20 protein-coding genes are annotated in these 22,764 nt (G+C 60.7%); 16 read left to right on the forward strand and 4 right to left on the reverse strand.

Annotated features, from left to right (window positions below):
• The first annotated feature begins 1 nt into the window (after nt 1).
• Genes TU73_RS18155 through TU73_RS18175 form a run of 5 tightly spaced genes read left to right on the forward strand, consistent with a single transcriptional unit; the run spans nt 2 to nt 5,271 of the window.
• Nucleotides 2-949 carry an ABC transporter permease gene (locus TU73_RS18155; RefSeq protein ID WP_043047456.1) on the forward strand — a complete coding sequence of 316 codons (948 nt, stop codon included), beginning with the start codon at nt 2-4 and terminating at the stop codon, nt 947-949.
• Entirely contained in the window at nt 946-1,803 is an 858-nt protein-coding gene (locus tag TU73_RS18160; RefSeq protein WP_057013375.1) for an ABC transporter permease, read from the forward strand. Before TU73_RS18155 ends, TU73_RS18160 begins: the two co-directional genes overlap by 4 nt.
• Complete coding sequence (locus tag TU73_RS18165; RefSeq protein WP_057013376.1) at nt 1,800-2,756, forward strand: ABC transporter ATP-binding protein; 957 nt, start codon at nt 1,800-1,802, stop codon at nt 2,754-2,756. The genes TU73_RS18160 and TU73_RS18165 overlap by 4 nt, the downstream gene beginning before the upstream one ends.
• Nucleotides 2,753-3,724 carry an ABC transporter ATP-binding protein gene (locus TU73_RS18170; RefSeq protein ID WP_057013377.1) on the forward strand — a complete coding sequence of 324 codons (972 nt, stop codon included), beginning with the start codon at nt 2,753-2,755 and terminating at the stop codon, nt 3,722-3,724. Before TU73_RS18165 ends, TU73_RS18170 begins: the two co-directional genes overlap by 4 nt.
• Before the next feature lie 32 nt (nt 3,725-3,756).
• On the forward strand, nt 3,757-5,271 hold the full coding sequence (locus tag TU73_RS18175; RefSeq protein WP_057013378.1) for an ABC transporter substrate-binding protein: 1,515 nt from the start codon (nt 3,757-3,759) through the stop codon (nt 5,269-5,271).
• A gap of 134 nt (nt 5,272-5,405) precedes the next feature.
• Here TU73_RS18175 and TU73_RS18180 read toward each other — a convergent pair whose 3' ends face one another.
• From TU73_RS18180 to TU73_RS18195, 4 genes are all read right to left on the reverse strand, one after another.
• On the reverse strand, nt 5,406-6,146 hold the full coding sequence (locus TU73_RS18180) for a YciK family oxidoreductase (protein WP_043047451.1): 741 nt from the start codon (nt 6,144-6,146) through the stop codon (nt 5,406-5,408).
• A 177-nt stretch (nt 6,147-6,323) separates the two neighbouring features.
• Nucleotides 6,324-6,995 carry an N-acetylmuramic acid 6-phosphate phosphatase MupP gene (gene mupP, locus TU73_RS18185; RefSeq protein WP_046071539.1) on the reverse strand — a complete coding sequence of 224 codons (672 nt, stop codon included), beginning with the start codon at nt 6,993-6,995 and terminating at the stop codon, nt 6,324-6,326.
• A gap of 4 nt (nt 6,996-6,999) precedes the next feature.
• A complete protein-coding gene (gene ubiG / locus TU73_RS18190) occupies nt 7,000-7,698 on the reverse strand; it encodes a bifunctional 2-polyprenyl-6-hydroxyphenol methylase/3-demethylubiquinol 3-O-methyltransferase UbiG (RefSeq protein ID WP_003172645.1) in 699 nt (232 codons plus the stop codon).
• 65 nt (nt 7,699-7,763) lie between these two features.
• Nucleotides 7,764-9,095, reverse strand: coding sequence for a TRZ/ATZ family hydrolase (locus TU73_RS18195; protein ID WP_057013379.1), 1,332 nt, complete (start codon nt 9,093-9,095; stop codon nt 7,764-7,766).
• Nucleotides 9,096-9,204: 109 nt separating this feature from the next.
• Between TU73_RS18195 and mtnA the strand changes: the two genes are divergently transcribed.
• The 11 genes from mtnA (at nt 9,205) to TU73_RS18250 (ending at nt 22,707) form a co-directional block, all read left to right on the forward strand.
• On the forward strand, nt 9,205-10,275 hold the full coding sequence (mtnA, locus tag TU73_RS18200; RefSeq protein WP_057013380.1) for an S-methyl-5-thioribose-1-phosphate isomerase: 1,071 nt from the start codon (nt 9,205-9,207) through the stop codon (nt 10,273-10,275).
• A gap of 425 nt (nt 10,276-10,700) precedes the next feature.
• The gene (gene gyrA, locus TU73_RS18205; protein WP_057013381.1) at nt 10,701-13,355 is read left to right on the forward strand and encodes a DNA gyrase subunit A; all 2,655 of its coding nucleotides are present in this window, start codon (nt 10,701-10,703) and stop codon (nt 13,353-13,355) included.
• A gap of 183 nt (nt 13,356-13,538) precedes the next feature.
• Nucleotides 13,539-14,624, forward strand: coding sequence for a 3-phosphoserine/phosphohydroxythreonine transaminase (gene serC / locus TU73_RS18210; RefSeq protein WP_057013416.1), 1,086 nt, complete (start codon nt 13,539-13,541; stop codon nt 14,622-14,624).
• A complete protein-coding gene (gene pheA / locus TU73_RS18215; RefSeq protein WP_003172650.1) occupies nt 14,624-15,718 on the forward strand; it encodes a prephenate dehydratase in 1,095 nt (364 codons plus the stop codon). Before serC ends, pheA begins: the two co-directional genes overlap by 1 nt.
• 9 nt (nt 15,719-15,727) lie before the next feature.
• On the forward strand, nt 15,728-16,840 hold the full coding sequence (gene hisC / locus TU73_RS18220) for a histidinol-phosphate transaminase (RefSeq protein ID WP_057013382.1): 1,113 nt from the start codon (nt 15,728-15,730) through the stop codon (nt 16,838-16,840).
• A 28-nt stretch (nt 16,841-16,868) separates the two neighbouring features.
• Complete coding sequence (locus TU73_RS18225; protein ID WP_057013383.1) at nt 16,869-19,079, forward strand: bifunctional prephenate dehydrogenase/3-phosphoshikimate 1-carboxyvinyltransferase; 2,211 nt, start codon at nt 16,869-16,871, stop codon at nt 19,077-19,079.
• A complete protein-coding gene (cmk, locus tag TU73_RS18230) occupies nt 19,076-19,765 on the forward strand; it encodes a (d)CMP kinase (RefSeq protein ID WP_034102642.1) in 690 nt (229 codons plus the stop codon). Before TU73_RS18225 ends, cmk begins: the two co-directional genes overlap by 4 nt.
• A 119-nt stretch (nt 19,766-19,884) precedes the next feature.
• The gene (gene rpsA / locus TU73_RS18235) at nt 19,885-21,567 is read left to right on the forward strand and encodes a 30S ribosomal protein S1 (RefSeq protein WP_057013384.1); all 1,683 of its coding nucleotides are present in this window, start codon (nt 19,885-19,887) and stop codon (nt 21,565-21,567) included.
• 160 nt (nt 21,568-21,727) lie between these two features.
• Entirely contained in the window at nt 21,728-22,012 is a 285-nt protein-coding gene (locus tag TU73_RS18240) for a hypothetical protein (protein WP_057013385.1), read from the forward strand.
• Nucleotides 22,013-22,143: 131 nt separating this feature from the next.
• On the forward strand, nt 22,144-22,440 hold the full coding sequence (gene ihfB / locus TU73_RS18245; protein ID WP_003189779.1) for an integration host factor subunit beta: 297 nt from the start codon (nt 22,144-22,146) through the stop codon (nt 22,438-22,440).
• 24 nt (nt 22,441-22,464) lie between these two features.
• Nucleotides 22,465-22,707, forward strand: coding sequence for a lipopolysaccharide assembly protein LapA domain-containing protein (locus tag TU73_RS18250; protein WP_057013386.1), 243 nt, complete (start codon nt 22,465-22,467; stop codon nt 22,705-22,707).
• The last annotated feature ends 57 nt before the right edge of the window (nt 22,708-22,764 follow it).

Below are 22,764 nucleotides of genomic sequence, written 5' to 3' on the forward strand. Positions count from 1 at the left end.
AATGAACCTGGCGCGTTACCGTTTTGTCCTGTCCCGGCCGCTGCAACTGCTGCCGGTGCTGTTTGGCATCAGCCTGATCACCTTTGTGCTGGTGCGCTCGATCCCCGGCGACCCGGCGCGGGCGCTGCTGGGCTCACGCAGCACGCCGGACGCCCTACTGAAAATCCGCGCCCAGTTCGGCCTCGACCAGCCCTTGTGGCTGCAATATTTCTACTTCCTGAAAAACCTGCTCAAGGGCGATCTCGGTCAATCGCTGCTGTACAAGGTCGATGCCCTGAAACTGATCGTGACCCGTATCGAACCGACGCTGGTGCTGGTGCTGGGCAGCGTGGTCCTGGCGTTGCTGATCGCGGTGCCGTTGGCGACAGTGGCGGCACGCAACAAAGGCGGTTGGGCGGATAACCTGATCCGCGTCTTTACCACGGTCGGCCTGGGCATGCCGGCGTTCTGGCTGGGGTTGATGCTGATCCTGCTGCTCAGCGTGCAATGGGGGTTGTTCCCGGTGTCCGGCTACGGTCGCACTTGGCTGGACAAGGCGCACCATATGGTTTTGCCCTGTCTGACCATCGCCCTGGCGCTGGCGGCGGTGCTGGTGCGCAACCTGCGCGCGAGCATGCTGATGGAGTTGCAGGCCGACCCTGTCACCGCCGCCCGAGCGCGAGGCCTGTCGGAGGCCGCGGTGTTTCGTCGACATGTGCTGCCCAACTCCCTGGTGCCGGCGGTCAACCTGCTGGCGGTCAACATTGGCTGGCTGATCAGCGGCACGGTGGTCATCGAAAGTCTGTTCGCTATCCCGGGCATCGGCCAATTGCTGGTGCGCGGCATCTTCACCCGTGACTACATGGTGGTGCAGGGCGTGGCGATGGTGCTGGCATGTGCCACGGTGGTGGTCAATTTCATTGCCGACGTGGTGACGGTGGCCCTCGACCCACGGGTGAAGATGCAATGAGCAGCCGCCCACTGATTGCCCCATGGCGCTTGCGCCTGCGCTTTGGCTTTCGCAACGGTCGACTGACCGCCGCGTGGGGCCTGTTGATCCTGTTCGCATGGCTGGCCCTGGCGCTGTTTGCGCCGTGGATCGCACCTTTCGATCCTATCGCGCAGAACACCGACATGAGTTTGCTGGCCCCCAGCCTCGCACATCCGTTTGGCACGGATAACTACGGCAGGGATATCCTTTCGAGGGTGATCTGGGGCGCACGCATCGATCTGCAACTGGCGGTTGTCGGGGTGATCTTCCCGTTCATCATTGGCACCTTCATCGGTGCAGTGTCCGGTTATGTCGGCGGGCGTTTCGACAGCATCTGCATGCGTGTGATCGATGTGGTCCTGGCGTTTCCGTTCCTGGTGCTGATGCTGGCGATCATGGCCATCCTCGGGCCGGGCTTGAAGAGTTTCTATATCGCCATGGCGTTGGTGGGCTGGGTGTCGTATGCGCGGCTGATTCGCTCGCAGATCCTGGTGCTCAAGGAGAGCGAGTTTGCCCTGGCCGCCAAGAGCCTGGGCTTTGGTCATGGGCGCATTCTGTTCCGGCATTTGCTGCCCAATGCGCTGTTTGGCTCCATCGTGTTTTCCATGTCCGACGCAGTATTGGTGCTGCTCAACGGTGCCGCTGTGAGTTACCTGGGCCTGGGCGTGCAACCGCCTACCGCCGAGTGGGGGACGATGGTGGCCGAGGGGCAAGCCTTTATCACCACCGCCTGGTGGATCTGTACGTTCCCGGGCCTGGCCATCGTGACCCTGGCCATGGGCTTCAGCCTGTTGGCTGATGGCGTCGCCCAAGTGTTGGGGGATCGCTCATGAGCCTGCTGCAAGTGCGTGACCTCAGCGTGATCGCCAACAACGCCGGGCGCGATGTCACCCTGGTGGATCGTGTGTCCTTCGACCTGGCCGAAGGTGAAATCCTCGGCTTGGTGGGCGAGAGCGGGTCTGGCAAGACCATGGCCTGTCGTGCCCTGATACGCCTGCTGCCATCTGCGAATCTACGCGTGCAAGGTGGCGCGGTAGACCTGGCCGGCCAGGATCTGTTGCAGCTCGACGATGCCGGCATGCGCGCCGTGCGGGGCGGACAACTGGGTATGATCTTCCAGAACCCCGGCAGCCATCTGGACCCGCTGATGCGCATCGGCGAGCAGATCGCCGAGGGCATCCGCCTGCATCAAGGCGCATCGAAAAAAGACGCACGCCTGCAGGCCATCGAGGTGCTGCGTCAGGTTGGGATCCCTGACCCGCAGGCACGGGTCGACAACTACCCCCATGAGTTTTCCGGTGGCATGCGCCAGCGCGCGATGATTGCCGTGGCCCTGGGCTGCAACCCGAAAGTGCTGATCGCCGATGAGCCGACCACGGCCCTGGATGTGACGGTGCAGGCGCAAATCCTGCGCCTGTTGCTCGACTTGCGTGACCAGCGTGGCCTGTCGATCATCATGATCACCCATGACCTTGGCGTAGTGGCGCAGACTTGCGACTCCATCGCGGTCATGTACGCCGGGCGCCTGTGCGAGCTTGGCAGCAAATACGAGCTGCTGGCGCACCCGCAACATCCGTATACCGCTGGCCTGATCGATTGCCAGCCGGCCCATAGCAGCGGGCATGCCTTATTGCGCACCATCCCCGGCCAGCCGCCGTTGCTGGATGCACTGCCCGAGGGGTGCCGCTTCAACCCGCGCTGCCCCCAGGCCGGTGCCTTGTGTGCCGAAGTGTTGCCCCAGGGTGCACGCGTGGCCTGTCACTATCCGTTGGGAGGGCGACCATGAGCCTGTTGCAGATCAAGGACCTGGAGGTGCGCTTTGCCGCGTCCGGCACTGGCCTGTTCGGTCTCAACAAGCAGTGGGTGAGGGCGGTGAACGGCGTGTCGCTGAATCTGGCCGCCGGTGAAACCCTGGGTTTGGTGGGCGAATCCGGCAGCGGCAAAAGCACCCTGGGCCGGGCGATTCTCCACCTCAATCCGATCAGCGCCGGGCAAGTGCTGTTTGACGGTGTCGACATGGCCCATGGCAGCGCCATCGACATCGCCCGTCTGCGCCATGAAACCGCGATGATTTTCCAGGACCCCTACGCCGCGCTGAACCCACGCCAGAGCATCGGCGAGACCATTGCCGAGGTGCTACGTGTGCAGCGCAAGGTGGCTGTGGCGCAGATCCCGGCGCGGGTCAATGAGCTACTTGCGCTGGTTGGCCTGCGCCCCGAGTTGGCCAAGCGCAAACCAGGCTCACTCAGTGGCGGCCAGTGCCAGCGCGTCGGTATTGCCCGGGCGCTGGCGGTGGAGCCACGCCTGATCGTTGCCGATGAGTGCGTGGCGGCGCTGGATGTGTCGATCCAGGGGCAGATCATCAACCTGCTGCTGGAACTGCAACAACGCATGAACCTGGCGATCCTGTTTATCGCCCATGACCTGGCCATCGTGCGGCGCCTGTGCGACCGCGTGGCGGTGATGTACCTGGGCAAGATTGTCGAGGAAGGACCGGTGGAAGCGGTGTTTACTGCGCCGCGTCATCCGTATACAGCGGCGTTGATCGAGGCGATTCCCGAGATCGATCCGCATCGGCCGTTGCCCGCGCAGCCGTTGCCCGGCGAGCCGCCGAGCCCGCTGGATTTGCCTTCAGGCTGCGCCTTTCACCCACGTTGCCGGCATGCCCGAGCGATGTGTTCGGTGGTGTTGCCGCCGACCCATTTCCTGCACGAGCACCGGTACAGTTGCGTGCTTGAAGAACCTTTGCTTTGACCCTCTGCCATTCATTAACAAGGAGTTGTGATATGCAATCGCGCCACTTGAAATTGCTCGCCGCCGCAACGCTCACCGCTTGGTCGCTGACCGCCGGCCTGGCCCAGGCCGCCGGCGTACTCACCATCGGCTGCCGTGAAGACAGCACCACCTTTGACCCGATCAAAAGCGCGCAAAACCGCGACACCTGGGTGTTTGCCAACGTCTACGACACCCTGGTGCGCGTGGATAACCTGGGCACCAGGATGGAACCGGGCCTGGCCGAAAGCTGGGAGATTTCCAAGGATGGCCTCACCTACACCTTCAAACTGCGCGAGGCGAAGTTTTCCGACGGCACGCCGATCACCGCCGCCGATGCGGCGTTCAGCCTGCTGCGCATCCGCGACAACAAGGCGTCGTTGTGGAGCGACCCGTTCAGCCTGATCAACACCGCCAAGGCCAGCGATCCGAAGACCCTGGTGGTGACCCTGAAAACCCCGGCGGTGGCTTTCCTCTCGCAATTGGCGTCGCCGACGGTATCGATCCTGTCGGAAAAAGCCATGACCACCCTGGGCGAAGACGCCTACTCGGAAAACCCGGTGACTTCCGGTGCGTTTACCGTGGAAGAATGGCGCAAGGGCGACCGAGTCATCCTCAAGAAGAACCCGAACTTCTGGCAGGCCAGCAACGTCAGCCTCGACGGCGTGGAGTGGGTGTCGGTAACCGATGACAACACGCGCATGCGCATGGTGCAGAACAACGAACTCGACACGGCGATCTTCGTGCCGTTCTCGCGGGTTGAAGAGCTGAAGAAAGACAAAAATGTGGTGATCCACTCCGACCCGTCCACCCGTGAAGATCACCTGTTGATCAACCACGAGCACGGCCTGCTGGCCAAGCCGCAAGTGCGCCAGGCCCTGGACATGGCCATCGACAAGCAATCGCTGGTGAAGGCCGCCACTTACGGTCAAGGCACTGTGGCCTATTCCTACATTCCAAAGGGCTCGCTGTATCACTACGCCAACAACCTGCAACGCCCGTATGACCCTGCTGCGGCCAAAAAGCTGCTGGAAGAGGCCGGCGCCAAGGACTTGAAGCTCAACTATGTGGTCAACGCCGGCAACGAGGCTGACGAGCAGATTGCGGTGATCATCAAGGACCAGTTGGCCAAAGTCGGCGTGACCGCCAACCTGCAAAAGGTCGACCCAACCCAGAGTTGGCAGATGCTGGTGGACGGTGAGTACGATATTTCGGTGATGTACTGGACCAACGACATCCTCGACCCGGACCAGAAGACCACCTTCGTCCTGGGCCACGACACCAACCAGAACTACATGACCCGCTACAAGAACGACAAGGTCAAGGCGTTGGTTGCGGCTGCGCGGGTCGAGGCGGACCCGGCCAAGCGTGAGCAGATGTATGTGGAGTTGCAGAAGCTGGCGAAACAGGATGTGAACTGGATTGACCTGTACTACAGCCCGTACATCAACATCTCACGCAAGAATGTGAGCAACTTCCTGCAGAACCCGTTGGGGCGCTTCACTTTGGAGGAAGTGATAAAAAACTGAGTTTTTAACTACACCACAAAGCAATGTGGGAGCTGGCTTGCCTGCGATGCAGACACCTCGGTGCTGCAGTTACACCGCGGTGATGCTATCGCAGGCAAGCCAGCTCCCACCTTTGTTTTGCGGTGTGTCAGGGCTTATTGCGCATCGAAGGCCTGGCCATTGATGCCCGCACTGTCCGGCCCCATCAGGTACAGGTACACCGGCATGATTTCTTCCGGCGCCGGCCGCTCCATCGGGTTCTCCCCCGGATACGCCTGGGCCCGCATGCTGGTGCGTGTGCCGCCGGGGTTGATGCTGTTCGAGCGTACTGCCGCCACGTCCTCAAGCTCATCGGCCAGGGTCTGCATCAGCCCCTCGGTGGCGAATTTCGACACACCATAGGCACCCCAATAGGCACGCCCCTTGCGCCCGACGCTGCTGGAGGTGAACACCACCGATGCGTCCTGGGACAGCTTGAGCAACGGCAGCAAGGTGGCGGTCAGCATGAACATCGCGTTGACGTTCACATGCATCACCCGCATGAAATTCTCGCCGGACAACTGCTCGATGGGTGTGCGTGGGCCGATGATCGAGGCGTTGTGCAGCAGGCCGTCGAGGTGGCCGAATTCCTTTTCGATCATCGCCGCCAACTCATCGTACTGATGGGGCAGGGCGGTCTCCAGGTTGAATGGGATCACCACCGGTTGCGGATGACCGGCGGCTTCGATCTCGTCATAGACCTGGGCCAGGTTGGCTTCGGTCTTGCCCAGCAACAGCACGGTAGCGCCATGGGCGGCATAGGTCTTGGCCGCTGCTGCGCCGATCCCGCGACCGGCACCGGTGACCAGGATGATTCGGCCTTTGAGCAGTTCTGGCGGTGCGGAGTAATCAAACATAAATAGCCTCGACAAATTTCAAGGTGATACACCACTTGAAGTGGAATCCATTTCCTGTGGGAGCTGGCTTGCCTGCGATGGCGGACTACCTGCCGCCAAATGTGCTGGCTGGCAGACCGCTATCGCAGGCAATCCAGCTCCCACATTGATCTCAGCGTTGTTGAGATCTTCGAACCATCAGCAACTGCACAGCGCGTTATCCAGCACCTTGCGCAATTCCAGCGGGTGGTCCACCACCACATCCGCACCCCAGTGACGCGGGTTGTCGTCCGGGTGGATATAGCCGTAGGTGACCGCCGCCGTGCGGGTACCGGCGCCGCGACCGGACTCGATATCGCGCAGGTCATCACCGACGAACAACACACTGGCCGGGTCCAGGCCGAGCATTTCGCACGCCAGGATCATCGGCTCGGGGTCCGGCTTGCTGTTCTTCACGTGGTCCGGGCAGATCAGCACGGCCGAGCGCTCGGCCAGGCCCAGTCGCTGCATGATCGGTTCGGCAAAGCGTACGGGCTTGTTGGTGACAACGCCCCAGATCAGCTTGGCTTTCTCGATGTCTTCCAGCAGCTCAGCCATGCCGTCGAACAGTTTGCTGTGAACTGCACAGTCCTTGAGGTAGCGCTCGAGGAACTCCAGGCGCAGTGCTTCAAAGCCGGGTGATTCCGGGTCCATCGAGAAAGTCACCGCGACCATTGCCCGGGCACCGCCGGATATCTCATCACGGATATGCTGCGGGTTGATCGGCTCCAGGCCCCGGTCGGCGCGCATGGCCTGGCAGATGGCGATAAAGTCCGGCGCGGTATCCAGCAGGGTACCGTCCATGTCGAAGAGAACCGCTCGCAACTTCACAGGCTTACTCCTCGCGCAGGGTCTGGATCATGTAGTTGACGTCAACGTCGCTGGCCAGTTTGTAGTGCTTGGTCAGTGGGTTGTAGGTCAGGCCGATGATGTCCTTGACGGTCAGCCCGGCCTGACGGCTCCACGCACCCAGCTCGGAAGGGCGGATGAATTTCTTGAAGTCATGGGTGCCGCGGGGCAGCAGCTTCATGATGTATTCGGCGCCAATGATCGCGAACAGGTAAGCCTTGGGGTTGCGGTTAATAGTGGAGAAGAACACCTGGCCGCCGGGCTTGACCATGCGGAAGCACGCACGGATGACCGAGGATGGGTCGGGTACGTGTTCCAGCATCTCAAGACAGGTCACCACGTCGAACTGCTCGGGCATTTCCTCGGCCAGGGCTTCGGCGGTGATCTGACGGTATTCCACGCTCACGCCGGATTCCAGCTGGTGCAACTGCGCCACGGCCAAGGGCGCTTCGCCCATGTCGATGCCCATCACCGTGGCGCCGCGCTGGGCCATGGCTTCGCTGAGGATGCCGCCGCCGCAGCCCACGTCCAGCACTTTTTTGCCGGCCAGGTTGACGCGTTCGTCAATCCAGTTGACCCGCAGCGGGTTGATGTCGTGCAGGGGCTTGAACTCGCTTTCGCGGTCCCACCAGCGGTGGGCCAGGGCTTCGAACTTGGCGATTTCGGCGTGGTCGACGTTGCTCATGGTGAATCCTCTAGAATCTGATAAATCGGTATGTGGGCGCTGAACGCAGGGGTCCAGCACCTTCCTTATTCGCTGTGCCCGCTGATGCGTTGGCCCCAGGCGATGGCCGTGGCGGTCAACTGTTGTTCATCCATGCGGGTCAATTGCCGATCGTCGAGCAATGGCTTGCCGGCGACCCAAAGGTGTTTCACGCAATCGCGTCCGGTGGCATATATAAGTTGTGAGACCGGATCGTAGATCGGTTGTTGCGCCAGCCCCGACAAATCAAAGGCGACCATATCTGCTGCCTTGCCCACTTCCAGCGAGCCAATCTGGCTTTCCAGGCCCATGGCCCGCGCACCGTTGAGGGTCGCCATACGCAGGGCGCGGTGCGCATCCAGGGCGGTGGCCGAGCCGGCGACGGCCTTGGCCAACATCGCGGCGGTGCGGGTTTCGCCCAGCAGGTCCAGGTCATTGTTGCTGGCGGCGCCGTCGGTGCCGATGGCCACATTGACCCCTGCCTGCCACAAGCGCTCCACCGGGCAAAAGCCGCTGGCCAGTTTCAGGTTCGATTCCGGGCAATGGATAACACTGGTGTTGCTTTCTACCAGTAAAGCCAGGTCATCCTCGCTGATTTGGGTCATATGAACGGCCTGGAAGCGCGGCCCCAGCAAACCGAGGCGACCCAGGCGCGCCAATGGCCGCTCGCCGGTCTGCTCCACGGCTTGCTGCACTTCGAAGGCGGTTTCATGCACATGCATATGGATCGTGGCGTCCAGCTCCTCGGCGATCACGCGGATTTTCTCCAAATTGGCATCGCTCACGGTGTAGGGCGCGTGAGGGCCAAAGGCGATCTTGATGCGCGGGTGATGCTTGAGGTCGCCGAACAGCTCGATAGCCTGGCGAAGCGCCTCGTCGGCGCTGCTGGCGCCGGGAATCGGGAAATCGAGGATCGGCATCGCGATCTGTGCACGCATGCCGCTGTTGTGCACGCAGTCGCTGGCGACCTTGGGGTAGAAGTACATGTCACAAAAGCAGGTGATACCGCCCTTGAGCTGTTCGGCGATGGCCAGGTTGGTGCCGTCGCGCACGAAGGCTTCATCGACCCACTTGGCTTCGGCGGGCCAGATGTGCTTTTCCAGCCAGGTCATCAGTGGCAGGTCGTCGGCCAGGCCACGGAACAGGCTCATGGCTGCATGGCCGTGGGCGTTGATCAGGCCGGGGCTGAGCAGCATGCCGGGCAGCTCGCGCACTTCCTTGGCCGCAAGCTTCAACGCCGCCGCCCGCGGGCCGATAAAGGCAATGCACCCGTCGCGGATGCCCAGGCCATGCTCCTTGAGCACTACGCCGGCAGGTTCGACGGGCACCAGCCAGGTCGGCAGCAGCAGCAAGTCGAGCGGGGCGGCAGTGGAGGTCATCGCAGGCTTCTTCCCAGGCAGCTATAAAAGAAGGGCGAAGTATACCCGAGCGTCCTGGCTGGCGGATCGCTATAATCCGCGGCTTTTGTTCATGAGTGCGGGGTAAGGGATGCGCGACCGACTGTTGGCTGCAGAGAACGTGAAGGCCATCGATTGGCGTGATGGCGCGCTGTATCTGCTCGATCAGCGTGTTTTGCCGTCCCGGGAAAGCTGGGTAGCCTGCCGTACCGTAGAGGCAGTGGCCGATGCCATCCGCTCGATGCTGGTACGGGGCGCGCCGGCCATTGGCATCTGCGCCGCCTATGGCCTGGTCCTGGCTGCCCGTGAGCGCATCGCTCAAGGCGGTGACTGGCAGGCTGCCTGGGAAGAAGACTACGCACTGTTAGCCGATACCCGACCTACCGCCTCGAACTTGTTCTGGGCCTTGCAGCGCATGCGCGACCGTCTGGACCGCCTCAAGAAGCACGCCGATCCTCTGGCGGTGCTGGAAGCCGAAGCCATTGCGATCCATGAAAGCGACCGGGAGGCCAATTTCGTTATGGCCCAGCTAGGCGTGGAGCGGATTCGCAAGCACCAGGGCAACGCCCAGGCGATCCTGACTCATGGCAATACCGGCGCTTTGGCCACGGGCGGCGTCGGCACGGCCCTTGGCGTCATTCGCGCAGCGTTCCTGGAGGGGTTGGTCGAGCAAGTCTATGTCAACGAGACCCGGCCCTGGCTGCAAGGCTCGCGGCTGACTGCCTGGGAACTGGCGGGCCACGGCATCCCGGTGACGGTGAATGCCGACTCGGCGGGGGCGCATATCCTCAAGACCAAAGGTGTGACCTGGGTGATTGTCGGCGCCGACTGCATTGCCGCCAATGGCGATGTGATCAGCAAGATCGGCACTTATCAGCTGGCCGTCTGCGCCATGCACCACGGCGTGCGCTTCATGGTGGTAGCACCGAGCTCGACCCTCGATCTGATGATGGCCACTGGCGATGATGTGGCGCTGGAGCAGCGGGATGTTGGTGAGTTGCTCGAGGTTGATGGCCAGCGGTTGGATGTCGCGGCGTTTAACCCTGTGTTCGATGTGACCCCTGCGGATCTGATCGACGTGATCGTCACTGAAAAGGGCGTGGTGGAGCGGCCGGATGCCGCCAAGTTGGCCAGGTTGATGTGCCGTAAGCGGCTGCATTGAGGGCTTTGGCGCCTGTGGGGGGCGCTATCGCAGGCAAGCCAGCTCCCACCTTTGACTGTATTCACACATTAAATGTGGGAGCTGGCTTGCCTGCGATTGGCCCTTGAAGTCAATAAAACTCCTGCATTCCACCCTCAAAAAAAAGCACCACCCCACCTCTGAGCCCCTCTCGTCGCCCTCAAGCCTGTCATCCGTCAAATTACTAGTCTCCATGCGCATCAGGGGGATAGGTGCGTGGCGGCGATTGTGATAACATCCGGCGGTTTCCAGGGCCACCCCGAGGGGTTGCCCATAACGTGCAGATCCGTGTCATAACTCGTTGATTTGTCGTAAGTCGTTGTCAGGCACCGTGCCGGCAGCGGCGAGCTTCGTTCGTCCCGTATGGATGTGACGAAGTTTCACCCGAAAAAGGAATCAGGCTTCTCATGGGCGAACTGGCCAAAGAAATCCTCCCGGTCAATATCGAAGACGAGCTGAAACAGTCCTACCTCGACTACGCGATGAGCGTAATTGTCGGTCGGGCACTGCCTGATGCGCGCGATGGCTTGAAGCCCGTGCACCGGCGTGTGCTGTTCGCGATGAGCGAGCTGGGTAACGACTGGAACAAGCCGTACAAGAAATCTGCCCGTGTTGTCGGTGACGTGATCGGTAAGTATCACCCTCACGGCGACACTGCGGTGTACGACACCATCGTTCGGATGGCCCAGCCGTTTTCCCTGCGCTACCTGCTGGTAGACGGCCAGGGCAACTTCGGTTCGGTCGACGGCGACAACGCCGCGGCCATGCGATACACCGAAGTGCGCATGACCAAGCTGGCGCACGAGCTGCTGGCCGACCTGCATAAAGAAACCGTGGACTGGGTGCCGAACTACGACGGCACCGAAATGATCCCGGCTGTCATGCCCACCCGCATCCCCAACCTGCTGGTCAACGGTTCCAGCGGTATTGCCGTGGGCATGGCCACCAACATCCCGCCGCACAACCTCGGTGAAGTCATCGACGGTTGCCTGGCCCTTATCGACAACCCTGAGCTGACCGTCGATGAGCTGATGCAGTACATCCCGGGCCCGGACTTCCCGACCGCCGCGATCATCAACGGTCGCGCCGGCATCATCGAAGCCTACCGCACCGGTCGCGGGCGCATTTACATGCGCGCCCGCTCGATGATCGAAGACATCGACAAGGTCGGTGGCCGCCAACAGATCGTCATCACCGAACTCCCGTACCAGCTGAACAAGGCACGCCTGATCGAGAAGATCGCCGAGCTGGTTAAAGAGAAGAAGCTCGAAGGCATCACCGAGCTGCGCGACGAGTCCGACAAGGACGGCATGCGCGTAGTGATCGAGCTGCGTCGTGGCGAAGTGCCTGAGGTGATCCTCAACAACCTCTACGCCCAGACCCAGCTGCAAAGCGTGTTTGGTATCAACGTGGTTGCACTGATCGACGGCCGCCCACGCATCCTGAACCTCAAGGACCTGCTGGAAGCCTTCGTACGTCACCGCCGCGAAGTGGTGACCCGCCGTACCGTGTTCGAACTGCGCAAGGCCCGCGAGCGCGGGCACATCCTGGAAGGCCAGGCCGTTGCGTTGTCGAACATCGATCCGGTCATCGCCTTGATCAAGGCCTCGCCAACCCCGTCGGAAGCCAAGGAAGCGCTGATCAGCACGCCTTGGGAATCCAGCGCCGTGGTGGCCATGGTTGAACGTGCCGGCGCCGACTCGTGCCGTCCAGAGACCCTGGACCCACAGTACGGCCTGCGCGAAGGCAAGTACTTCCTGTCGCCGGAACAGGCCCAGGCTATCCTGGAGCTGCGTCTGCACCGCCTCACAGGCCTTGAGCACGAGAAGCTGCTGGCCGAGTACCAGGAGATTCTCAACCAGATCGGCGAGCTGATCCGCATCCTCAACAGCGCCGTGCGCCTGATGGAAGTGATCCGCGAAGAACTCGAAGTGATCCGTGCCGAATACGGCGACGTGCGCCGCACCGAAATCCTCGATGCACGCCTCGACCTGACCCTGGGTGACATGATCCCGGAAGAAGAGCGTGTGGTGACCATCTCCCACGGCGGCTATGCCAAGACCCAGCCGCTGGCTGCGTACCAGGCCCAGCGCCGTGGCGGTAAAGGCAAATCGGCTACCGGCGTCAAGGATGAGGACTACATCGCTCACCTGCTGGTCGCCAACAGCCACACCACGCTGCTGCTGTTCTCCAGCAAGGGCAAGGTATACTGGCTGAAAACCTACGAAATCCCGGAAGCTTCCCGCGCCGCCCGTGGTCGCCCACTGGTCAACCTGCTGCCGCTGGACAGTGATGAATACATCACCACCATGCTGCCGGTCGAGGAGTACACCGAAGGTCACTTCATCTTCATGGCGACCGCCAAGGGCACCGTGAAGAAGACCCCGCTGGAATCCTTCAGCCGTCAACGCAGCGTGGGCCTGATCGCCCTGGAGCTGGATGAAGGCGACGTACTGATTTCCGCCGCCATCACCGATGGCGAGCGCGAAGTCATGCTGTTCTCCGACGGCGGCAAGGTCACCCGCTTCAAGGAATCCGACGTGCGTGCCATGGGCCGTACCGCCCGCGGTGTACGCGGCATGCGCCTGCCGGAAGGGCAGAAGCTGATTTCCATGCTGATCCCGGAAGAAGGCAGCCAGATCCTCACCGCTTCCGAGCGTGGTTATGGCAAGCGCACCGCCATCAGCGAGTTCCCGGAGTACAAGCGTGGCGGCCAAGGTGTGATCGCCATGGTCAGCAACGACCGCAACGGCCGTCTGGTCGGCGCGGTGCAGGTGCTCGATGGCGAAGAGATCATGCTGATTTCCGACCAGGGCACCCTGGTGCGTACCCGTGTCGCCGAAGTGTCGAGCCTGGGCCGTAACACACAGGGTGTAACCTTGATCAAGCTGGCCAAGGACGAAAAACTGGTGGGCCTGGAGCGTGTGCAGGAACCATCGGAAGTCGAAGGCGAAGAGCTCGAAGGTGAAGACTTTGAAGGCGAGGTGATCGCAACCGGCGATGACAATGTCGACGAGCCAACCCTCGACGCTGCCGCAGACGAAGAAGAACCGCAGGAATAAGCGGACACACAGGGGGCGGATGAAGATTCGCCCCCTTGTTGTTTGTCCCCTATGAAACACAGCGCCCTTTGCCTGGACGCGGTCCATGTGGGAGCAGGCAAGCCAGCTCCCACAGATGTCCGCTCCAGAATGAGGGCGGTGCTGACATGATTGCAGCCCCACCAAATCAAAGTGAGATTGGATGTGAGCAAGAGAGCCTATAACTTCTGTGCCGGTCCCGCGGCGCTTCCTGAAGCAGTCCTGCAGCGTGCGCAGGGTGAACTCCTCGACTGGCATGGAAAAGGCCTCTCCGTGATGGAAATGAGCCATCGCAGCGATGAGTTCGTGTCCATCGCCACCAAGGCCGAGCAGGACCTGCGCGACTTGCTGGACATCCCATCCGACTACAAAGTGCTGTTCCTGCAAGGCGGTGCGAGCCAGCAGTTCGCTCAGTTGCCGCTGAACCTGCTGCCGGAAAATGGCAGTGCTGACTATATCGACACCGGTATCTGGGGGCAGAAGGCCATTGAAGAGGCTTCGCGCTACGGTCACGTCAATGTGGCAGGCACCGCCAAGCCCTACGACTACTTCGCCATTCCTGGCCAGAACGAGTGGAAGCTGTCCAAGGACGCGGCCTACGTCCACTACGTAGCGAACGAAACCATTGGCGGCCTGGAATTCGACTGGGTGCCCCAAGTGGGTGACGTGCCGCTGGTGTGCGACATGTCTTCGGACATCCTTTCGCGCCCAATCGACGTGTCGAAGTACGGCATGATCTATGCTGGCGCACAGAAGAACATCGGCCCGAGTGGCATCCTGGTCAATATCATCCGCGAAGACCTGCTCGGTCGCGCGCGCTCGCTGTGCCCGACCATGCTCAACTACAAGGTCGCGGCCGATAACGGCTCGATGTACAACACCCCACCAGCGTTCGCCTGGTACCTCTCGGGCCTGGTGTTCGAGTGGCTGAAAGAGCAGGGCGGTGTGGCTGCCATGGGCAAGCGCAACGAAGAGAAGAAGCGCACCCTGTACGACTTCATCGACGCCAGCGGCCTTTACAGCAACCCGATCAACCTGACTGACCGCTCGTGGATGAACGTGCCATTCCGCCTGGCCGATGATCGCCTGGACAAGCCATTCCTGGCCGGCGCCGACGAGCGCGGCCTGCTGAACCTCAAGGGCCACCGTTCGGTCGGCGGCATGCGCGCCTCCATCTACAACGCTGTCGACATCCACGCGATCAACGCGTTGGTGGCCTACATGGCAGAGTTCGAAAAGGAACACGGCTAATGTCTGAGCAAGAACTCAAGGCCCTGCGCGTACGCATTGACAGCCTGGACGAGAAAGTCCTCGAGCTGATCAGTGAGCGCGCGCGCTGTGCCCAGGAAGTGGCACGGGTGAAAATGGCGTCCCTGGCGGAAGGCGAAGTGCCGGTGTTCTACCGGCCCGAGCGCGAAGCCCAGGTGCTCAAACGCGTGATGGAACGCAACAAGGGCCCGTTGGGCAACGAAGAGATGGCGCGGTTGTTCCGTGAAATCATGTCCTCGTGCCTGGCGCTGGAGCAGCCGCTGAAAGTGGCTTACCTCGGCCCGGAAGGCACCTTCACTCAAGCGGCGGCCATGAAGCACTTCGGCCACGCGGTGATCAGCAAGCCGATGGCGGCCATCGACGAAGTGTTCCGCGAAGTGGCGGCCGGGGCGGTGAATTTTGGCGTGGTGCCGGTGGAAAACTCCACCGAAGGCGCGGTCAACCACACCCTGGACAGCTTCCTCGAGCACGACATGGTGATCTGCGGCGAAGTCGAGCTGCGTATCCACCATCACCTGCTGGTGGGTGAGAACACCAAGACCGACAGCATCAGCCGCATCTACTCCCACGCCCAGTCCCTGGCCCAGTGCCGCAAGTGGCTGGACGCGCATTACCCGAATGTGGAGCGCGTGGCGGTGTCCAGCAACGCCGAAGCGGCCAAGCGAGTCAAGGGTGAGTGGAATTCGGCCGCGATTGCCGGTGATATGGCTGCGGGTCTGTACGGCCTGACGCGCCTGGCCGAAAAGATCGAGGACCGCCCGGACAACTCCACGCGCTTCTTGATGATCGGCAGCCAGGAAGTGCCGCCGACCGGCGACGACAAGACCTCGATTATCGTCTCCATGAGCAACAAGCCCGGCGCGCTGCATGAGCTGCTGGTGCCATTCCACGATAACGGGATTGACCTGACGCGCATCGAAACGCGTCCTTCGCGCAGCGGTAAATGGACTTATGTGTTCTTTATCGACTTCATCGGCCATCACCGCGACCCACTGGTCAAGGGCGTGCTGGAGAAAATCAGTCAGGAAGCCGTAGCACTCAAGGTGCTGGGCTCGTACCCGAAAGCGGTTTTGTGAGGCTTTGACATGAGTGGCAACTTCCTCGCCCTGGCACAGCCGGGCGTGCAACAACTCTCGCCTTATGTTCCAGGCAAGCCTGTGGACGAGCTGGCCCGTGAGTTGAATCTGGACCCGTCCAAAATCGTCAAGCTGGCGAGCAACGAAAACCCGCTGGGCCCGAGCCCTAAAGTGCTTGCGGCGATTCGGGAAGAGCTGGCCGAGCTGACCCGTTACCCCGATGGCAACGGCTTTGCGCTCAAGTCCCTGCTGGCGGACAAGTGCCGGGTCGAGCTGAATCAGGTGACCTTGGGCAATGGCTCCAATGACATCCTTGAATTGGTCGGCCGTGCCTACCTGGCCCCGGGTTTGAATGCGGTGTTCAGCGAGCACGCGTTTGCGGTCTACCCGATTGTGACCCAGGCTGTGGGGGCTGATGCCCGTGTTATCCCTGCCAAAGACTGGGGGCACGACCTGCCGGCAATGCTGGCGGCCATCGACGCGCAAACTCGCGTGGTGTTTATCGCCAACCCGAACAATCCGACCGGCACCTGGTTCGACGAGCAGGCACTGAACGAATTCCTGCAGGATGTGCCGGAGCACGTGCTGGTGGTGCTGGACGAGGCCTACATCGAGTACGCCGAAGGCAGCGACCTGCCGGACGGCCTCGACTTCCTGGCGGCCTACCCGAACCTGCTGGTATCGCGCACGTTCTCCAAGGCGTATGGCCTGGCGTCGCTGCGGGTTGGCTACGGCTTGTCCACGGCGGTGGTTGCCGACGTGCTCAACCGTGTGCGCCAACCGTTCAACGTCAACAGCCTGGCCCTGGCGGCTGCGTGTGCGGCGTTAAAGGATGCCGAGTACCTGGAAGAAGGGCGTCGCATCAACGAAAGCGGCATGCTGCAATTGCAGGAAGGCTTTCGCGAGTTGGGCCTGGGTTGGATTCCGTCCAAGGGCAACTTCATCTGCGTCGATCTCGGCCAGGTGGCTGCCCCGGTGTTTCAGGGCCTGCTGCGCGAAGGCGTGATCGTGCGTCCGGTGGCCAACTACGGCATGCCGAACCACCTGCGTATCACCATCGGTTTGCCGGCTGAGAACAGCCGCTTCCTTGAGGCGCTGGCCAAGGTTCTGGCCCGTGGTTGATGTCACTGCATTGCAACCTGCTGTGCCTATGATCGGTCGCCTGGTGGTGGTCGGCCTGGGGTTGATCGGTGGCTCCTTCGCCAAGGGGCTTCGCGAAAGCGGATTATGCGGCGAAGTGGTGGGCGTGGATCTGGACCCGCAATCGCGCAAGCTGGCGGTGGAGCTGGGCGTGGTGGACCGCTGTGAGGCGGACCTGGCAATTGCCTGCCAGGGCGCGGATGTGATCCAGCTCGCCGTGCCGATCCTGGCCATGGAGAAGCTGCTGGCGGTGTTGGCCGGCATGGATCTGGGGCAGGCAATCCTCACCGACGTCGGCAGTGCCAAAGGTAATGTGGTGCGTGCTGCGCAGCTGGCATTTGGCGAAATGCCGCCGCGCTTTGTGCCGGGCCATCCGATTGCCGGTTCCGAGCAGAGCGGGGTGGAAGCCTCAAATGCACAGTTGTTCCGTCGGCATAAGGTGATCCTCACGCCGCTTGCGCAAACCGATCCGGCGGCGCTGGCCGTCGTAGATCGTCTCTGGCGCGAGCTGGGGGCGGATGTGGAGCACATGCAGGTCGAGCGCCACGATGAAGTGCTGGCGGCGACCAGCCATTTACCCCATTTGCTGGCATTTGGCTTGGTGGATTCCCTGGCCAAGCGCAATGAAAACCTGGAGATATTCCGTTATGCCGCCGGTGGCTTCCGCGATTTCACGCGGATTGCCGGCAGCGATCCGGTGATGTGGCACGATATCTTCCTCGCCAATCGCGAAGCGGTGTTGCGTACCCTGGACACTTTCCGCAGCGACCTCGACGCCCTGCGTGACGCGGTTGACGCGGGTGACGGCCATCAACTGTTGGGCGTGTTCACCCGTGCGCGGGTGGCGCGTGAACATTTCAGCAAGATCCTGGCACGCCGGGCTTATATGGAAACCGCAGTGAGCGCCGATGAGCTGACTTTCATCGCCAGCCCGGGAGGCCGCTTGAACGGGCGTATTCGGGTGCCGGGTGATAAGTCGATCTCTCATCGCTCGATCATGCTCGGTTCGCTGGCCGAGGGCGTGACAGAAGTCGAAGGTTTCCTTGAGGGCGAAGATGCCCTGGCGACTTTGCAGGCATTTCGCGACATGGGCGTGGTGATTGAAGGTCCGCACCATGGGCGCGTGACTATCCATGGCGTTGGCCTGCATGGGTTGAAGGCTGCGCCGGGGCCGATCTACCTGGGTAATTCCGGTACGTCCATGCGCCTGCTGGCCGGTTTACTGGCGGCGCAGAGCTTCGATAGCGTGCTGACCGGCGATGCGTCGCTGTCCAAACGCCCGATGGATCGCGTAGCCAAGCCGCTGCGGGCAATGGGTGCAGTGATCGAGACCGGGCCGGAAGGCCGCCCGCCGCTGACCATACGTGGCGGTCAGGTACTCAAAGGTCTGACTTACGCATTGCCGATGGCCAGTGCGCAGGTTAAGTCCTGCCTGTTGCTGGCTGGCCTGTATGCACAGGGTAAAACCGCGGTCACCGAGCCTGCGCCGACCCGCGACCACACCGAACGCATGTTGCGTGGTTTTGGATGCCCAGTGGCAGTGGAGGGCGCGACGGCGTCCGTGGAACCGGGCCATAAATTGGCCGCGACCCACATTGAAGTGCCTGGGGATATTTCGTCTGCGGCGTTTTTCCTGGTGGCGGCGTCGATTGCCGAGGGCTCCGAGTTGCTGTTGGAGCATGTCGGTGTCAACCCGACCCGCACCGGGGTGATCGATATCCTGCGGCTGATGGGCGCAGATATCACCTTGGAAAACCCGCGTGAAGTGGGTGGCGAGCCGGTTGCTGACTTACGTGTACGTGCTGCCAAGCTCAAAGGTATCGAGATTCCAGCGGCGCTGGTGCCGTTGGCAATCGATGAGTTTCCCGTGCTGTTTGTCGCCGCTGCCTGCGCCGAAGGTCGAACCGTACTACGCGGTGCCGAGGAGCTGCGCCTCAAGGAGTCCGACCGTATCCAGGTCATGGCCGATGGTCTGTTGGTCCTGGGCGTGAAGTGTGAAGCCACGGCCGATGGGATTATCATTGACGGTGGCTCGATGGTTGGGGGTGAAGTGCAGGCCCATGGTGATCACCGGGTGGCCATGGCGTTCGGCGTGGCTTCCCTGCGGGCCGAGGCGCCGATTCGTATCCGTGACTGCGCCAACGTTGCTACATCTTTTCCGAACTTTCTTACACTGTGTGCCCAAGTCGGCATCCGTGTTGCCCAAGAGGCTCAATTGTGAATATCAAAGCACCGGTGATTACCATCGACGGGCCAAGTGGCTCGGGCAAAGGCACCATCGCCGGCATCCTGGCCAAGCGCCTGGGCTGGTGCCTGCTGGATTCCGGCGCGCTGTACCGCCTGCTGGCGTTCGCGGCGCGCAACCATGGCGTCGACCTGACCAACGAAGAATCCCTGAAGCTGCTGGCGGCGCATCTGGATGTGCAGTTCGTCGGCGCGACGGAAGGTCATCCCCAGCGCATTATCCTGGAAGGCGATGATGTGACCGATGACCTGCGTAACGAGCAAGTCGGCTCCTGGGCATCCCAGGTTGCCGCGTTGCCGGCCGTGCGCGATGCCCTGCTGCAGCGTCAGCGGGCGTTCCAGGAGCCGCCGGGCCTGGTGGCCGATGGCCGCGACATGGGCACCGTAGTGTTTCCGGACGCGCCGCTGAAGATTTTCCTGACCGCCAGCGCCGAGGAGCGGGCGCGCCGCCGCTACTTGCAGTTGAAGGGCAAAGTCGATGGTGTTAGTCTGTCGAGTCTGCTAGATGAGATCCGTGCACGCGATGAGCGTGATACCCAGCGCGCAGTAGCCCCGCTCAAGCCGGCGGCTGATGCCATACAGCTGGATTCCACGGAGTTGTCCATCGAGCAGGTGCTGGAACGCATCATGAGCGAGATCGCCATTCGCGACATCGCCGGGTGACCAAGAAGGCTGCAGGGGACCAGTCATAGTCCTGCGGTGCTTCTTCTAATTGAAACTGACCCATACCGTCTGGGGTGTGGAGATGGGCGTATTCTTCGCCCTTATCAACAGGAATTAAAATGAGCGAAAGCTTTGCGGAACTCTTTGAAGAAAGCCTAAAAACCCTGAACCTTCAGGCAGGCTCCATCATCACCGGTGTTATCGTTGATATCGATTACCAAGCTCGCTGGGTAACCGTTCACGCTGGTCTGAAGTCTGAAGCTCTGATCCCGCTGGAACAGTTCTACAACGATGCTGGTGATCTGACAATCAATGTCGGTGACGAAGTTCACGTTGCTCTGGACTCGGTTGAAGACGGTTTCGGTGAAACCAAGCTGTCCCGTGAAAAAGCCAAGCGCGCTGAATGCTGGATTGTTCTCGAAGCAGCCTTCGCAGCTGAAGAAGTGGTCAAGGGCGTTATCAACGGTAAGGTTAAAGGCGGCTTCACTGTCGACGTTAACGGCATCCGTGCGTTCCTGCCAGGTTCTTTGGTCGACGTTCGTCCAGTGCGCGACACCACGCACCTGGAAGGCAAAGAACTCGAATTCAAGGTCATCAAGCTCGACCAGAAGCGCAACAACGTTGTCGTTTCCCGTCGCAGCGTGCTGGAAGCAGAGAACTCCGCCGAGCGTGAAGCTCTGCTGGAATCCCTGCAGGAAGGCCAACAAGTCAAAGGTATCGTCAAGAACCTCACCGATTACGGCGCATTCGTCGATCTGGGTGGCGTCGATGGCCTGCTGCACATTACCGACATGGCTTGGAAGCGTATCAAGCATCCTTCCGAAATCGTCAATGTTGGCGACGAGATCGATGTCAAGGTTCTGAAGTACGATCGTGAGCGTAACCGCGTTTCCCTGGGCTTGAAGCAGCTGGGCGAAGATCCATGGGTTGCTATCAAGGCTCGTTACCCAGAAAGTACTCGCGTCACCGCGCGTGTTACCAACCTGACCGACTACGGCTGCTTCGCAGAGCTGGAAGAAGGCGTGGAAGGCCTGGTACACGTTTCCGAAATGGACTGGACCAACAAGAACATCCACCCTTCGAAAGTCGTACAAGTCGGCGACGAAGTGGAAGTTATGGTTCTGGACATCGACGAAGAGCGTCGTCGTATCTCCCTGGGCATCAAGCAGTGCAAATCTAACCCATGGGAAGATTTCTCTGGCCAGTTCAACAAGGGCGATAAAATCTCCGGCACCATCAAGTCGATCACCGATTTCGGTATCTTCATTGGTCTGGACGGCGGCATCGACGGCCTGGTTCACCTGTCCGACATCTCCTGGAACGAAGTTGGCGAAGAAGCTGTTCGTCGTTTCAAGAAGGGCGACGAGCTGGACACCGTTATCCTGTCGGTTGACCCAGAGCGCGAGCGTATCTCCCTGGGTATCAAGCAACTGGAAAGCGATCCGTTCTCCGAGTACGTTCAAGAGAACGACAAAGGCGCAATCGTTAAGGGCACTGTGAAAGAAGTTGACGCTAAAGGCGCCATCATCACTCTGGCCGACGATATCGAAGCGACTCTGAAAGCCTCCGAAATCAGCCGTGACCGCGTTGAAGACGCGCGCAACGTTCTGAAAGAAGGCCAGGAAGTAGAAGCCAAGATCATCAGCGTTGACCGCAAGAGCCGCGTGATTCAGCTCTCCATCAAGTCCAAAGACGAAGTGGAAGAGAAAGAAGCTATCCAGAGCCTGAAAGAAGCTCCGGAAGCTGCTGCTGACACCACCATGGCGGCACTGCTGCGCCAGGCAATGGCTAAGCAGAACTAAGTTCTGTAAAGCTGTAGAAAAAGGGCGACTTCGGTCGCCCTTTTTTGTACCTGAAATTTGATGAAGCAACTGCACCGAACCAAGACATTCAGCCCAATGTCAGAACTGACTATAGTCTTGAAAACGGCTATTTCGCGTCGCTGACTCAATAAGGGTTTGAATGAACAGAATTATCGTAATACTTGCATTGGTAATGCTTGCAGGCTGCTCCTCCACCAGCGCCAAGACCCACGCAAAGCGCGGCGCCAGCGGGGTCGAGATCGACTGCTCGGGGCTGGGTAATAAGTGGGAGAAGTGCGAAAAGCGTGCTGCCCGTGAGTGCAAGATGCAGGGTTACAAGGTTGTCACACGCTCCAGCGATGCCAAGGACGAAGAGGGTGACTACTTGTTCGGTTGGAACCCCGCAGGCGCCGTGACTCGGACGATGTTGGTGATCTGCAAATGAGGGCGGATGCTTACGCGATAAGCGTTGATTCTGCCTGTAGATTAGTTGATGCATGGGCTGTTCAAATTCATCAAGTCATGCTAAAACCTTCGAAGCGCTTTTCCTAGCTGCTTGAAAAAGAAGGGAAAAATATGACGAAGTCGGAGTTGATCGAACGAATTGTCACCCATCAAGGGCTGCTCTCATCCAAGGATGTGGAGCTGGCTATCAAGACCATGCTTGAGCAAATGTCCCAATGCTTGGCCACCGGAGATCGCATCGAGATCCGCGGCTTCGGCAGCTTCTCACTGCACTACCGTGCACCGCGCGTAGGCCGCAACCCAAAAACCGGCCAATCCGTCAGCCTCGACGGCAAATTCGTACCCCACTTCAAACCGGGCAAGGAATTGCGCGATCGGGTGAACGAAGAAGAGGAAGAAGGCGTCTGAGTGTTTTTGGGGTAGGAGAAGGTTATGCGTGGGGTTAAGCGCGTTGTTGCGGTATTGATTGCAGTGCTTGCGGCGTTGGTGGTTTTGGCGTTTGTGCTGGAGAACCAGCAGAGTGTTGCGTTGACGTTCCTGGGGTGGAGTACTGCCCAGATGCCGGTGGCGGTGTTTGTGGTGGTGGCTTTGATTGTGGGGATGTTGATTGGGCCGGTGATGGGGGGGCTGGTTCGTAGCCGGCGTTCTAAACCCCGACCTGCAACACGTCTATAGAAAAGGTGCTTGCCTCTTTACAAAAAGCCTAAAGATTCATACGACCGTCTGTCAGAT

It is taken from the genome of Pseudomonas libanensis, assembly GCF_001439685.1.
Classification (GTDB): Bacteria; Pseudomonadota; Gammaproteobacteria; order Pseudomonadales; family Pseudomonadaceae; genus Aquipseudomonas; species Aquipseudomonas libanensis.